The following is a 12,774-nucleotide window of genomic DNA, read 5'->3' as shown; positions in this document are numbered from 1 at the left end:
CAAATGACCCGGGCGCACAGCGCCCGGGCATAAACAATAAAGCAGTACATTTTTATTAGGGATAAGACATGGGAATGAAGATGCCTTACTGGTGGCTCTCGTGCTGCCTGATATCTGTGCCCGCCCTCTCCGCGACGCCGGCGGCGATGATCAATACCGGACAACTCCGTGAAACGCAGGAACTCCCCTCTCTGAATGGCCGCGTGGCACCTGTCGTCGGCAAGGCTGCCCCCGGCACGCTGCAGCTTGGCGAAGCCGTCAACCGCGCCGTCACCTGGCACCCGGCCATCAGTGAAGCCGTGGGGAAACTCTACCAACAAAGCGAAGAGGTGGACGTCGCCAAATCGAAATACTATCCGCAAATTAATGCCGGCATGGATAACGGTTATACCCACGACGGCGACGATAATGGCTTTACTCCGTCGCTGGTGCTTTCCCTCTCACAAATGCTGTACGACTTTGGCAAGGTGGCAAGCCAGGTGCGTGCGGAAAGTGCCGGCGTCGCCCAGCAGCAGGCCAACGTGCTGGTCAGCATCGACACCATCGCTCACGATACCGCCATCGCGATGGTGCAGGTGCAAACCTGGCAGCAAATGGTCGACACCGCCAAAGAGCAGCTTGAGGCGCTCTCCTCGATTGGTACCCTCACCCGCCAGCGTAATGACGAAGGAGCCACCTCACTCTCTGACGTGGTGCAGACCGATGCACGTATCGAAGGCGCGCGCGCCCAGCTGATGCAGTACCAGTCCAGCCTCGACAGCGCCCGTGCCACGTTGATGAGCTTTCTTGGCTGGAACACCCTCAACACGATCAGCAACGATTTTCCACAAAAGCTGGCCCGCAGCTGCGACATTGCCGAGCCGGACGATCGTCTGGTCCCGGCAGTATTAGCCGCCTGGGCGCAGGCTAACGTCGCCCAGGCCAATCTCGACTACGCCGACGCCCAGATGACACCGACCGTCTCGCTGGAGCCGGAGGTGCGCCACTACCTGAACGAACGCTATGCGGGTAACGAAACGCGGGATCGTACCCAATACTCTGCATGGGTGAAAGTGCAGATGCCGCTCTATCAGGGTGGCGGCCTCACCGCCCGGCGTAACGCTGCAGGCCACGCGGTAGAAGCCGCACAGTCCACCATTCAGCGTACCCGCCTCGAGGTACGCCAGAAACTGCTGGAGTCGCGCAGCCAGGTATTAAGCCTGCTGAGCACGCTGCAGATTCAGGGCCGTCAGGAGGCGCTCAGCGCCCGCACCCGTGAACTCTATCAGCAGCAATATCTCGATCTGGGTTCGCGCCCGCTGCTCGATGTGCTTAACGCCGAGCAGGAGGTCTATCAGGCGCGTTTTACCCAGCAGCAGACCCTAGGACAGTTGCACCAGCTGCAGCTTAACTGCCTCTATAACACCGGGCAATTGCGTCACGCGTTCGATCTTGATAACCGCACCATCCAGACCGTGGAGATCCAGCCATGAAGCAACGCGATATCCCGCAAGGTGAGACCATGACGGATGAGGCCCTGGCGCAGTGGGCGCAGGCCTTTGGTTTTGTCGCCACGCGCTACCGCGTCGCCTGCTCCCCCGGTGCGCTGCTCGCGGGCGCGCCGTGGCTAAAAGGAAAACCGATGGTGCCTGCACTGACTCAGCTGGCCCGTGAAGCAGGGCTGTCGTTTCAGCTGCTGACGGCGGATCAGCAGGCGATCAACAGCTGGCGTCTGCCGGTCGTGGCGGCAATGAACGACGGCAGGATCGGCGTGATCGAACATTTCGATGGCGACGATACGCTGGAGGTCAGCTTTTTCGACGATCAGACCTACACCAACCGGCTTTCGATGACCGCCATGCTGCCCGCCATCCGCCACGTCATTGCCCTGCGTCCACTGGCCGCGCTAAAAGACAGCCGCGTGGATGCCTATATTTCGAAATACCGTCCGGACTGGCTTTACCGGCTGGTGATGCGCGACTTGCGCCCCTACAGCTGGGTGATGCTCGCCGCGCTGTTCATTAACGTCCTGTCCCTGTCGGGGATTGTCTTTTCCATGCAGGTGTATGACCGGGTGATCCCCGCGCAGTCCTACCCGACGCTGTATGTCCTGACCATCGGCGTGCTGATCGCCACCCTGTTTGGCTTTGTGCTGCGCGTGGCACGCGGGCACATTATGGATCTGCTGGGCAAACGCTCCGATCTGCGCGTATCGGATCGGGTCTTCGGTCACGCCCTGCGGCTGCGCAACAGCGCCATCCCTCGCTCGACCGGCAGCTTTATCTCCCAGCTACGCGAGCTGGAGCAGATCCGCGAGATGGTCACCTCCTCCACCATCTCCACAATTGTCGATCTGCCCTTCTTTTTCCTGTTCGTGGTGGTGCTGGCAATCATCGCTCCCCAACTGGCGTGGATCGCACCGGTCGCCGCGGTGATCATGGTCCTGCCCGGTCTGCTACTGCAGAAAAAGCTGGCAGAGCTCGCGAAGCAGTCGGCGCACGAATCCACCCTGCGCAACGCCGTGCTGGTGGAGAGCGTGCAGGGGCTGGAGGACATAAAGCTGATGCAGGCGGAAAACCGCTTTTTGCAGCAGTGGAACAGCTACATCCAGATCACCGCTGAATCTGGCCTGCGCACCCGTGAACTGACCCAGAATCTGATCAGCTGGGGAATGACGATTCAGAGCCTGGTTTATGCCGGGGTGATCGTTGTCGGTGCGCCGATGGTGATCGACGGCACGCTGACGACCGGTTCGGTGGTCGCCGCCTCGATGCTGGCCTCGCGCATGATCGCTCCGATGGCTACCCTGTGCGGCGTGCTGGCGCGCTGGCAGCAGGTCAAAGCGGCGAAAGAGGGACTGGACAGCATTATGCAGCTCCCCACAGAAAACCAGCGTGAGGAGACGCCGATCCGCCAGGACGTACTGCGCGGTCACTATCTTTTCGAGCAGGCGCAGTTCCGCTATCACCCGGAAGATCCGCGCATGGCCCTGCGCATTAACCGTCTGGAGATTAAGCCAGGTGAAAAAGTGGCGATCCTCGGGCGTAACGGCGCCGGAAAATCGACCCTGCTGCAGGCGATGGCGGGCGGAATGGATCTCGCCGGCGGTGAATTGCGGCTCGATAACTTCAGCCTGCCGCACCTCGATGTCGCCGATGTCCGGCGTAACGTCGGCTTTATGACCCAGAACGCCCGGCTCTTTTACGGCACCCTGCGCGAAAACATCACCCTCGGCATGCCGCGCGCCACCGATGAGGAGATTTTCGAGGTGCTGGAGTTAACCGGCGCTGCGGGCTTTGTGCAGAAACTGCCGAAGGGTCTGGACTACCCGATTATGGAGAACGGCGTGGGGTTATCCGGCGGCCAGCGGCAATCCATTCTGCTGGCGCGCATGCTGCTTCGCGACCCCAATATTGTGCTGATGGATGAACCGACTGCGTCGCTCGATGAGCACACCGAGCGGGAATTTATCCAGCGTCTGAGCGCCTGGCTTGGCAACCGCACCCTGATTGTCGCCACGCATCGCGTGCCGGTGCTGGAACTGGTGGAGCGGGTCGTGGTGCTCAAAGAGGGAATGCTGGTGATGGACGCGCCGAAAGCACAGGCACTGAACAACAGCCGCATGCAACAACAGCAGCAGCAGGCAGCAACCGGACGGGAGTGGAAAAATGAAAATCAGTCAGCGTGACGTCGCCGCAATGGACGACCTGGACAATGCGCTCGACTCCGAAAGCGGCTACACCGGTGCGCGGCGGATTGTTATCTTCTCTTTACTGATGTTCGTGGTACTTGGCGTCTGGGCGTGGTTTGGCGTGCTGGATGAAGTCTCAACCGGCACGGGCAAAGTGATCCCCAGTTCGCGCGAGCAGGTTTTACAGTCGCTCGACGGGGGGATCCTCACCGAGCTGAACGTCCATGAGGGTGACCAGGTGCAGGCCGGACAAGTGCTGGCGCGGCTCGATCCCACGCGTTCAGAATCTAACGTTGGTGAAAGCGCGGCGCGCTACCGTGCCTCGCTGGCCTCCAGCGTGCGACTGTACGCCGAGGTAAACGATCTGCCGCTGAAATTTCCCCCTTCGCTGGCGAAGTGGACCGATCTGACCGCCGCCGAAACCCGGCTCTATAACTCACGCCGTGCGCAGCTGGAAGATACCCAGCGGGAGCTGCGTGCGGCATTGGATCTTGCGAATAAGGAGCTGGCGATCACTCAGCGTCTGGTGAAAACCGGCGCCGCCAGCCACGTGGAGGTACTGCGCCTGCAGCGGCAGAAAAGCGATCTGGAGCTGAAACTCACCGACGTGCGATCCCAGTACTATGTTCAGGCCCGCGAGGCGTTATCCAAGGCCAACGCTGAAGTGGATATGGTCTCGGCGATCCTCAAAGGCCGCGAGGATTCAGTGACCCGCTTAACGGTGAAATCTCCGGTGCGCGGAATCGTGAAAAACATCAAAGTCACCACCATCGGTGGCGTCATCCCGCCTAACGGCGAGCTGATGGAGATTGTGCCGGTGGACGATCACCTGCTGATCGAAACCCGCCTCTCCCCGCGCGATATCGCCTTTATCCATCCGAATCAGGAAGCGCTGGTAAAAATCACCGCCTACGATTACGCCATTTATGGCGGGCTGCACGGCGTGGTTGAAACCATTTCGCCGGACACCATTCAGGACGAAGCCAAGCCGGAGGTGTTCTATTACCGGGTATTTATCCGCACCAGCCAGGATTACCTGGTGAATAAAGCAGGCAGGCACTTCTCAATCGTGCCGGGGATGATTGCGACGGTGGACATTAAAACCGGTGAGAAAACGGTACTGGATTACATGATCAAGCCGTTCAACCGGGCGAAAGAGGCACTGCGAGAGCGCTAATCACTGGCGGTTTGTTTGTCCGGCCCTCTGCCCGTGGAAGAGGGCCGGAGTCATGGCATCCGTAACCCGCAACAATACCGCTTAAGCCAGCGGCGAAAGTCTGACCTCGTTTGCCTTTTCCCTTTCCGCCTTCTGTTAAAATAGCCCAAACTCATTTTTCAGGAAGAAACCATGCGTCAACGAACTATTGTCTGCCCCATCATTCAGAACGACGGGGCGTATCTGCTGTGCAAAATGGCCGATGACCGCGGCGTATTTCCCGGCCAGTGGGCATTATCGGGCGGCGGGATGGAGCCGGGAGAAACCATGGAGCAGGCGCTGCGCCGTGAAATTCGCGAAGAGCTGGGCGACGCGCTGGAGATCACGGAGGTCAAACCCTGGGCGTTTCGCGATGACATTCGGGTGAAAACCTATGCCGATGGCACCACGGAAGAGATTTATATGATTTACCTGATTTTCGACTGCATCAGCACAAATCGGCAGGTAACGTTTAACGACGAGTTTCAGGAGGTTGCCTGGGTTCGCCCGGAAGCGATCAAAGCACTGGATCTGAACGAAGCCACACGCATTACCTTCGCACAGAAGGGGCTTCTTTAAGCGCCCACTGCCCGGGCGTTTTGCCGGTAAAGGCCCTGAAAACCTCAATAAACGCGCTGATACTGTTGTAGCCGCACGACAGCGCGATCCAGCCAACCGGTTTACCTGCTGCCAGCCACTCCATTGCCCGCATGACGCGGGCAAGTTGCCGCCAGTTAACAACGTTCATGCCCGTTTCCGCGCTAAACCGACGGTGGAATGTTCGCACGCTCATTCCCGCAAGGGAGGCATAGTGCTCAACCGTCTGGTTGTCGTCCACACGTTGCATCAGATGGCTGGCTACCTTCTTTAATCGGGGATCGGCTGGCATGGGCAGCAGATAGCGCACCTGACGGCCCCGCGCCAGTTCATCCAGCAGCAGGGCGAGCTTTCGCGGATCGTACCCGCTGCCTTCAGCATTTAAGCGTGAAAACAGCGCGCTGGTGAGCTCGTCGGGTTCGAAAAGCGTCGTTTCACCGGGCAGCGCTTCACACCCTGCGGGATCCAGATAGATCGCACGACCGTCAATCACACTTCCGGAAAAGGCAGCATGCTCCTGACCAGGCGGGATCCAGCCGATATGTTGCGCCGGTACAACCGAACGCCCAGACGCTGTTTCGACAACCAGCAGACCCGTCGTAATCCGCCAGAGCTGACCGGCCTGATGGCTGTGCCACGGCGTATGGTATCCACCTGGATGCAAAAGTGTCTCGAAGCTGACCACGTTATTTGGCCGAAAATCGTTATTCATTGGCTTATTACAGAAACTACGTCTCTGTCTGTCAAGGATAATGGCGGCTCAACGCAACGAGGAGTCATCATGAACATCATCACCCGCCTGATTACCCAGTCTGACAATGCTATTTTGCGTGAGGAAATGTCCCGTTTACTGACCGGCCTGTTTAAAGGCGAGATTGATCCGAAAGACGTTTTTTCGCCAGAGTATCAGCAGATCACGGACGGTCATTCTCTTGATTATTCTGGATTTATTCAGCACCTGGAGCACGTGCGTTCGCAGATCCGCGATATCGCCTTCCGCGTGGAACAGATAGGGTGTCATGACACACTGCTGGCTGACCGGCATATCGTGACCGTCACGTATCCCGAAGGCCATCAGGCTGAAATAGAGGTTTATATGTTTGCCACGCTATGTGCAGGAAAAATCTGCCGGATCCACGAAGTCACGCGAGTAGCCAACGGTGAAGCTTCTGCTCGCACGCTGGCCCATGCAACGCGCTAATGTTACTCAGCCGGTTGCGGTGCGCCGCTGAGATACACACTCACATAGCGCGTAAACTTCCCGATAAACACTCCGGCAAATACCCCGCCGGAGACTATCGCCAGCGCGCTCATGGCGGGCTGTTGCAACGTCTGGGGAGAGAGGGCGTTCATCACCCCCAGCACGTATTTCACCCCAAATGCCAGCATCATAAACGGCAGAGCCGTGTTGTCAGGCTGGCGATAAAGGGTACGCGGCGCGTCGGTGCGGGTGATGACCGTCTGCTTAATCAGCACATACCCCAGCGCCGCGCCCGCCACAATCCCCGCAACCCAAAGGGCCACCGTCGCGAGAGTAAGATCGCGATAAACCACCAGATCGTAGATATCCCAGATAAGAAAGATGGCAGGAATGATGGCCAGCCTTTCCAGCGTAATGGTGGCAGGCTTACGGGCATTGAGGCCGCGTGAGATAAGAAAGATAAACAGAACCCACACCCAGACGGGGGTGTGCGTGAGGATACCGATCAGAAATTCAAACATGGGATTCACCATGAACGCTTGCGGCGCTGGCCGCACTGCACAAGTAATGCGCATAACAGCACAGGTGCCATTATGCGCAGGTCTGTTACAGCGATTTTTTCAGGCGACGAACCGCCTCTTTCAGCTCTTCATCGGTTGGCGTGACAAACGACATGCGCAGCGTCGTATGGTCTGGCTCATTGCAATAGAAGAACTCACCCGGCACAAAAACCACGCCGTTGCTTAACGTTTTTTCCAGCCAGCGCGTGGTGTTGATGCCATTGTTCATTTTGGCCCACAGGAACATTCCACCCTTCGGCTTATGGAACGTCATGACATCACCCAGTTCCGCCTCCAGTTCATTTGCAAAGGTCTGGTATTTCTGGCGGTAGGCTTCACGGATCATTTTAATCTGATCGGCCAGACGACCGGTTTTCAGGTACTCGTAGGTCATCAGCTGTGACAGCGTGCTGGTGTGCAGATCGGTGGTTTGCTTGAGATTAACCACCGCGCGTTTCAGCCACTCCGGTACCAGCACCCAGCCCACACGAGTGCCCGGGGCGAGGATTTTGGAGAAGGTCGAGGTATAGACGACGTTCTCTTCATTGCCGATATCTTTGGCATGGGCAATTAACGGGCGGAACACTTCATCGGTATAATTAATTTCGCTGTACGGATCGTCTTCGATAATAACGAAGTCATAGCGCTTCGATAATTCCACCAGCTGTTTACGACGCACCTCAGAAAGCGTTACCCCACCCGGGTTACCAAATGTCGGAACAATATAAACCGCCTTGATGGTTTTATTCGCCACCAGTGCTTCAAGTTCATCCACTTTCATTCCGTCGCCATCGGTGCCCACGGATTCAAATTTGGCCTGTGCCAGACCAAATACCTGCAGTGCCGCGAGATACGTTGGACGTTCGACGACGACGGTATCGCCCGGGTTAATTAACGCCCGCGCCAGCACGTCGAGAGATTGTTGCGAACCGGACGTAATGACCACGTCATCGGCCTTGCAGGAAATCCCACGGCCTTCACAGATGAGCTTAATTTCTTCACGCAGCCCCGGGATGCCTTCGGTCAGACCGTACTGAAAAGCTTCACCAAAATGCTGTGATAATACGGCATCAGCGGCAATTTTCAGGCCTTCATGATCGAACAGTGCAGGGTTAGGAATACCGCCACCCAGCGAAATCACCCCGGCCATTTTGCTATGTTTTAATAATTCACGGATGGCAGATGATTGCAGGCCCTGTGCGCTGCTGGCGAGTTTATTCACAGACATTCTTTGCTTACCTTCTTTTTTTATAATGTGCCTAATCTTAGTAGCATAAGTCTGCGGCTTTGATAATTACTTTTCTTCAACGGCATGGCCGAAATATTCCGCGCCCTGCAGAATATGCGCGACAAATTGCGTGAGCTTGGGTAGCGGACGTAAATCCTGGCGCCACAGCAAATGTACCGGTCGTGGCGCAGGCGTGTAGTTCTCCAGCACCTGCACCAGCCTGCCGCTCGCCAGCTCTTCCGCCACCAGCACTTCGGGTTGCAGTAATAATCCCGCCCCCGCTCTCGCCGCCATCCGTAGCCCATAGCCATCGTTGCAGCGCAGAATGGCATCGCGCTTCCAGCGCATCTCGCCTTCAACCCCCGGTAGCCGCCATTCGTTACGCGCGGTCCACACCGTGTGTGACAGGCAGAGATGATCCGCCAGATCGGCAGGCGTTCGCGGCGTGCCGTAACGCGCCAGATACGCCGGGGCCGCGCAGATCACCATTCGGTACGGGCAGAGGTACTTCGCCACCAGATCGTCGTTATGAATGTCACCGATGCGAATGGCCAGATCGACCCCTTCATCCACCAGATCCACCATCCGGTTGGTCAGATCCAGCTCCACGCGCACGTCCGGGTAGCGCTGCAAAAAGGTCGCGGTGAGAGGGGCTATCACACACCCCCCAAACGAGGTGGGCGCCGTGACCCGCAAGGTCCCGGCTGGGGCGGCACGCAGTCGCTCAACCGCGCTTTCGGCGATAGAGACCTGCTCCAGCACCCGCTTCGCCTCGTCGAAATAGACCCGCCCGGCGTCCGTCAGGCTTTGACGCCGCGTATTTCGCTCCAGCAGCCGGGTGCCGAGCTGAGACTCCAGCAACGCAATGTACTTCCCCACCATCACCGCCGACATCTCCAGCCGGCCTGCCGCGCCGGTAAAACTGCCGCTCTCAACGACAGCAATGAAGGTCTCCATGCTGCGAAGCTTATCCATATTCCAAACCCCTGGTTAGCAATCCTCTAACTTTAGCCCAGTTTATCTGAGTTTTGATTTATTAAAGAATGAAGGCTCACAACCTAAGGAGTCAGCTATGAAAATCGTGATTATTGGTGCCAGCGGTACGGTCGGTCGTGCGGTAACAGAAGAGCTGAGCCGTCGCCACGACGTGATCCGCGTGGGTCGCACGCAGGGCGACTACCAGGTGGATATCACCTCTCAGGCCAGCGTGCAGGCATTGTTTGAAAACATCGGTGCGGTGGATGCGATTGTCTCTGCCAGTGGCGGCCTGCACTTCGGCCCGCTCGCGACCATGAAAGACAGCGATTTCAATCAGGGCTTGCAGGATAAGCTGCTGGGACAGGTTCGTCTGGCGTTGACCGGCCAGCATTACCTCAATGAAGGCGGCTCCATCACCCTGATAAGCGGGATCGTGGCGCATGAGCCTATCGCACAGGGGGTGAATGCCACCACGGTGAACGCCGCCCTGGAAGGGTTTGTCCGCGCCGCGGCCTGTGAACTGCCGCGCGGGATCCGCATCAACCTGATTAGCCCGACGGTGCTTACCGAATCAGCGGAAGCGTACGAAGGCTTCTTCCCGGGCTTTGAAAGTGTTCCCGCCGCAACGGTGGCGCAGGCCTATCGTCGCAGCGTGGAAGGGGTGCAGAATGGACGGGTGTATAAAGTGGGTTACTGAGCCTTAGCGGCAGAAATCAGGACCAGCATCGGACGTTCCGCCTCTTCGGCCAGCGCGGGCCAGGCATCAATTTGTGCCTGCGTTGGTCCCCATTCGTTCACTTCCGTTATTGTCAGCCCCGCCTTAATAAGCGCATTGAGCGTGGTACCCAGCGTACGGTGGTATTTGATCACCCCGTCCGCCAGCCAGTTGCTAACGCGCTCGCCCTCATCCTGATAGCGATTAACGCCCCAGAAACGCTCGCCGTTATCGTCGGTCAGCCAGCCCTGACGTGTGGCGCAGGTGTAAATCGGATGTTCCATTGAAAAGACGAGGCTGCCGCCGGGTTTAAGCGCCCGCCGGATTTGCTCAAACAGGGTCTCCAGCGCCGGCAGGTAGTGCAGCGCCAGTGAACTGTAGATCAAATCAACGCTGTTCTCAGGTAACGCCAGAGATGCCAGATCGCTACGCTGATAGTGTATTTGCACGTCGTCCGTCAGTTCAGCCGCCCGGGCGAGCATCTTTTCGGAGAGATCAACGCCGGTTACTTCTGCCGCCCCCAGCGCGCGTGCAGCGCGACAGAACCAGCCGTAACCGCAGCCAAGATCGATAACTGACTTGCCGGATAACGGTGGCAGCATGCTTTTCAGCGCAGGCCATTCCGGTGCGCCGTCCAGACCCTGTACCGAACGCGGTAGCCGGGCATAGCCTTCAAAAAACGCCGGGTTGTCGTAGATGTTTTGTGCCATGACGGACTCCTTTATCGCAACAGAGGCGAGGGTAAAACACCCCTCGCCCGTTGACAACATACCCGTCTGAAAATCAGAGTCTGCGCCGGATCTTCTCTACCATGGCGGCAGTCGAAATCCCGTAACGCGCGTGAAGGGTCGGTAGCGCACCCGCATCAAGGAAAGCATCCGGCAACGCAACGGTGTCAAAGTCGACGTTAACGCGATGGCGCATCAACAGCGACGCCACGGCTTCACAAAGCCCGCCAACGCTACTGTGGTTTTCAGCCACAATAACCAGACGTCCGGGTTTCGCGGCTTGCGCCAGAATGGTCGCTTCATCCAGGGGCTTAATCGTGGGTGAGTGAAGTACCGCCACGCTGACATTATCCTTGCGCAACTGCTTTGCCGCCTCCAGTGCGCGCATGGTCATCAGCCCTGAGGCGATAATCAGCACATCACTGCCCTCTTCCAGCAGCGCGGCTTTGCCTATTTCAAACCGGTAATTGTACTGTTCCAGCACCACCGGAACCTTACCGCGTAACAAACGCATATAAACCGGCCCTTCGTGGCTGGCAATGGCAGGCACCGCCTGTTCAGTGTCAATCGCATCGCAAGGATCGATAATGGTCATGCCCGGAATGCCGCGCATGATCGCAATATCTTCCGTTGCCTGATGGCTTGGCCCGTAGCCGGTGGTCAACCCCGGCAGCGCGGCGCAAATCTTGACGTTGAGGTGTTCCTCAGCAATGACCTGATGAATAAAATCGTAGGCACGGCGGGTGGCAAACACGGCATAGGTGGTGGCAAAGGGAATAAAGCCCTCTTTGGCCATCCCACCTGCCGCCCCCATTAACAGCTGTTCCGCCATTCCCATCTGGAAGAAACGGTCAGGGTATGCCTGGGCAAAGATATGCAGATCGGTATATTTCGACAAATCTGCCGTCATGCCGACAATGTTCTGACGCTGAGCCGCCAGTTTCACCAGCGCGTGGCCAAACGGCGCGGCCCGGGTTTCCTGCCCTTCCTCTGCAATCGAGGCAATCATGGCGGAGGTGGTTAAACGCGGTTTATTTTCGACGGGCTGGCTCATTACAGGACTCCTTCTGGTTTATTCGCATCGAGCACGGCGAGCGCCTGTTGCCACTCATCGGCATCCACGCGAATAAAATGGTTCTTGTCACGCTGCTCGAGGAAAGGCACGCCCTTGCCCATCAGCGTGTCGCATAAGATGACGCGCGGCTGTTGTTCGGGATAGCGTCTGGCATTATCAAACGCCGACACCAGCGCGGGGATATCGTTACCGTTAACGCGTTGTACATACCAGCCAAAGGAGGTCCACTTATCTTCCAGCGGCTCAAAACCGAGGATGTTATGTGAATTACCGTCCGCCTGTTGCCGGTTAATGTCCACCAGCACAATCAAGTTCGAGAGCCCATGATGCGAGGCTGACATGGCGGCTTCCCAGGTTGAACCTTCGTCCAGCTCACCGTCAGACATGGAGTTAATTACCCACGCCGTGCTCTGTTTGTGCTTCAGCCCCAGCGCCATTCCCACACCAATGCTGAGTCCCTGCCCCAGAGACCCGCCGGAGATCTCCATGCCGGGTGTATACGTTGCCATGCCGGACATCGGCAGGCGGCTGTCATCCGAGCCGTAGGTTTCAAGTTCCTCTTCAGGAACGATCCCCGCCTCGATCAACGCCGCATAATACGCAATGGCGTAATGTCCGTGGGAGAGCAGGAAGCGGTCGCGGCCTTCCCACTCCGGCTCCTGAGCCCTGAAGGTCATACCGTGCGCAAACGCAGTTGCCAGCACGTCGGCATAGCCCAGCGCCTGACCGATATAGCCCTGACCTTGTACTTCGCCCATTCGCAGCGCGTAGCGGCGAATGCGCCACGCGGCCGCGGCAACCTGTTGAACTGTCGTATTCGTCATTCT

General features: G+C 57.8%; 13 protein-coding genes. 6 read left to right on the top strand and 7 right to left on the bottom strand.

Going from position 1 to position 12,774, the window contains the following annotated elements; translation table 11 throughout:
• Nucleotides 1–68: 68 nt before the first annotated feature.
• From AM410_RS12635 to nudI, 4 genes are all read left to right on the top strand, one after another.
• Nucleotides 69–1,472: a TolC family outer membrane protein gene (locus AM410_RS12635; protein WP_108647905.1), complete on the top strand. Its 1,404-nt coding sequence runs from the start codon at nt 69–71 to the stop codon at nt 1,470–1,472.
• Nucleotides 1,469–3,667: a type I secretion system permease/ATPase gene (locus AM410_RS12630; RefSeq protein WP_047356649.1), complete on the top strand. Its 2,199-nt coding sequence runs from the start codon at nt 1,469–1,471 to the stop codon at nt 3,665–3,667. The genes AM410_RS12635 and AM410_RS12630 overlap by 4 nt, the downstream gene beginning before the upstream one ends.
• Before the next feature lie 10 nt (nt 3,668–3,677).
• A complete protein-coding gene (locus tag AM410_RS12625) occupies nt 3,678–4,847 on the top strand; it encodes an HlyD family efflux transporter periplasmic adaptor subunit (RefSeq protein WP_086462978.1) in 1,170 nt (389 codons plus the stop codon).
• 171 nt (nt 4,848–5,018) lie between these two features.
• On the top strand, nt 5,019–5,444 hold the full coding sequence (gene nudI, locus AM410_RS12620) for a nucleoside triphosphatase NudI (protein ID WP_108647903.1): 426 nt from the start codon (nt 5,019–5,021) through the stop codon (nt 5,442–5,444).
• Here the strand turns inward: nudI and AM410_RS12615 are convergent.
• The gene (locus tag AM410_RS12615) at nt 5,416–6,174 is read right to left on the bottom strand and encodes an AraC family transcriptional regulator (protein WP_236900063.1); all 759 of its coding nucleotides are present in this window, start codon (nt 6,172–6,174) and stop codon (nt 5,416–5,418) included. The two genes, nudI and AM410_RS12615, sit on opposite strands and share 29 nt — an antisense overlap.
• A gap of 69 nt (nt 6,175–6,243) precedes the next feature.
• Between AM410_RS12615 and AM410_RS12610 the strand changes: the two genes are divergently transcribed.
• Entirely contained in the window at nt 6,244–6,663 is a 420-nt protein-coding gene (locus tag AM410_RS12610) for a hypothetical protein (protein WP_108647902.1), read from the top strand.
• A gap of 2 nt (nt 6,664–6,665) precedes the next feature.
• On the opposite strand, the gene AM410_RS12605 is transcribed toward AM410_RS12610, so the two are convergent.
• The 3 genes from AM410_RS12605 to AM410_RS12595 all read right to left on the bottom strand — a co-directional run bounded on the left by AM410_RS12605 (nt 6,666) and on the right by AM410_RS12595 (nt 9,426).
• Nucleotides 6,666–7,184 (bottom strand): DUF6622 family protein, encoded by a 519-nt coding sequence (locus AM410_RS12605; protein ID WP_181012741.1) that lies wholly within the window; start codon nt 7,182–7,184, stop codon nt 6,666–6,668.
• 85 nt (nt 7,185–7,269) lie between these two features.
• Nucleotides 7,270–8,451, bottom strand: coding sequence for an aminotransferase-like domain-containing protein (locus tag AM410_RS12600; RefSeq protein ID WP_044868553.1), 1,182 nt, complete (start codon nt 8,449–8,451; stop codon nt 7,270–7,272).
• Nucleotides 8,452–8,517: 66 nt separating this feature from the next.
• Nucleotides 8,518–9,426 (bottom strand): LysR family transcriptional regulator, encoded by a 909-nt coding sequence (locus AM410_RS12595; RefSeq protein WP_032678815.1) that lies wholly within the window; start codon nt 9,424–9,426, stop codon nt 8,518–8,520.
• A gap of 97 nt (nt 9,427–9,523) precedes the next feature.
• On the opposite strand from AM410_RS12595, the gene AM410_RS12590 reads away from it, so the two are divergent.
• Nucleotides 9,524–10,126, top strand: coding sequence for a short chain dehydrogenase (locus AM410_RS12590; RefSeq protein WP_025203409.1), 603 nt, complete (start codon nt 9,524–9,526; stop codon nt 10,124–10,126).
• Here AM410_RS12590 and AM410_RS12585 read toward each other — a convergent pair.
• The 3 genes from AM410_RS12585 to AM410_RS12575 form a co-directional block, all read right to left on the bottom strand.
• The gene (locus tag AM410_RS12585) at nt 10,120–10,854 is read right to left on the bottom strand and encodes a class I SAM-dependent methyltransferase (RefSeq protein WP_108647898.1); all 735 of its coding nucleotides are present in this window, start codon (nt 10,852–10,854) and stop codon (nt 10,120–10,122) included. The genes AM410_RS12590 and AM410_RS12585 overlap by 7 nt on opposite strands.
• A gap of 73 nt (nt 10,855–10,927) precedes the next feature.
• On the bottom strand, nt 10,928–11,926 hold the full coding sequence (locus tag AM410_RS12580; RefSeq protein WP_047956005.1) for a transketolase family protein: 999 nt from the start codon (nt 11,924–11,926) through the stop codon (nt 10,928–10,930).
• The gene (locus AM410_RS12575; RefSeq protein WP_040018943.1) at nt 11,926–12,771 is read right to left on the bottom strand and encodes a transketolase; all 846 of its coding nucleotides are present in this window, start codon (nt 12,769–12,771) and stop codon (nt 11,926–11,928) included. Before AM410_RS12575 ends, AM410_RS12580 begins: the two co-directional genes overlap by 1 nt.
• Nucleotides 12,772–12,774 lie beyond the last annotated feature (3 nt).

Origin of the sequence: Enterobacter cloacae complex sp. FDA-CDC-AR_0164, from assembly GCF_003071645.1 — a bacterium.
Taxonomy (GTDB): Bacteria; Pseudomonadota; Gammaproteobacteria; order Enterobacterales; family Enterobacteriaceae; genus Enterobacter; species Enterobacter ludwigii.
This window is presented reverse-complemented; position numbering and strand designations above follow the sequence as displayed.

Excerpts from the sequence above, each read along its gene's own strand:
- AM410_RS12590 (WP_025203409.1), top strand. The coding sequence starts at position 9,524 with ATGAAAATCGTGATTATTGGTGCCAGCGGTACGGTCGGTCGTGCGGTA.
- AM410_RS12585 (WP_108647898.1), bottom strand. The coding sequence starts at position 10,854 with ATGGCACAAAACATCTACGACAACCCGGCGTTTTTTGAAGGCTATGCC.
- AM410_RS12580 (WP_047956005.1), bottom strand. The coding sequence starts at position 11,926 with ATGAGCCAGCCCGTCGAAAATAAACCGCGTTTAACCACCTCCGCCATG.
- AM410_RS12635 (WP_108647905.1), top strand. The coding sequence starts at position 69 with ATGGGAATGAAGATGCCTTACTGGTGGCTCTCGTGCTGCCTGATATCT.
- AM410_RS12575 (WP_040018943.1), bottom strand. The coding sequence starts at position 12,771 with ATGACGAATACGACAGTTCAACAGGTTGCCGCGGCCGCGTGGCGCATT.
- AM410_RS12595 (WP_032678815.1), bottom strand. The coding sequence starts at position 9,426 with ATGGATAAGCTTCGCAGCATGGAGACCTTCATTGCTGTCGTTGAGAGC.
- AM410_RS12605 (WP_181012741.1), bottom strand. The coding sequence starts at position 7,184 with ATGTTTGAATTTCTGATCGGTATCCTCACGCACACCCCCGTCTGGGTG.
- AM410_RS12630 (WP_047356649.1), top strand. The coding sequence starts at position 1,469 with ATGAAGCAACGCGATATCCCGCAAGGTGAGACCATGACGGATGAGGCC.
- AM410_RS12615 (WP_236900063.1), bottom strand. The coding sequence starts at position 6,174 with ATGAATAACGATTTTCGGCCAAATAACGTGGTCAGCTTCGAGACACTT.
- AM410_RS12625 (WP_086462978.1), top strand. The coding sequence starts at position 3,678 with ATGGACGACCTGGACAATGCGCTCGACTCCGAAAGCGGCTACACCGGT.
- nudI (WP_108647903.1), top strand. The coding sequence starts at position 5,019 with ATGCGTCAACGAACTATTGTCTGCCCCATCATTCAGAACGACGGGGCG.
- AM410_RS12600 (WP_044868553.1), bottom strand. The coding sequence starts at position 8,451 with ATGTCTGTGAATAAACTCGCCAGCAGCGCACAGGGCCTGCAATCATCT.
- AM410_RS12610 (WP_108647902.1), top strand. The coding sequence starts at position 6,244 with ATGAACATCATCACCCGCCTGATTACCCAGTCTGACAATGCTATTTTG.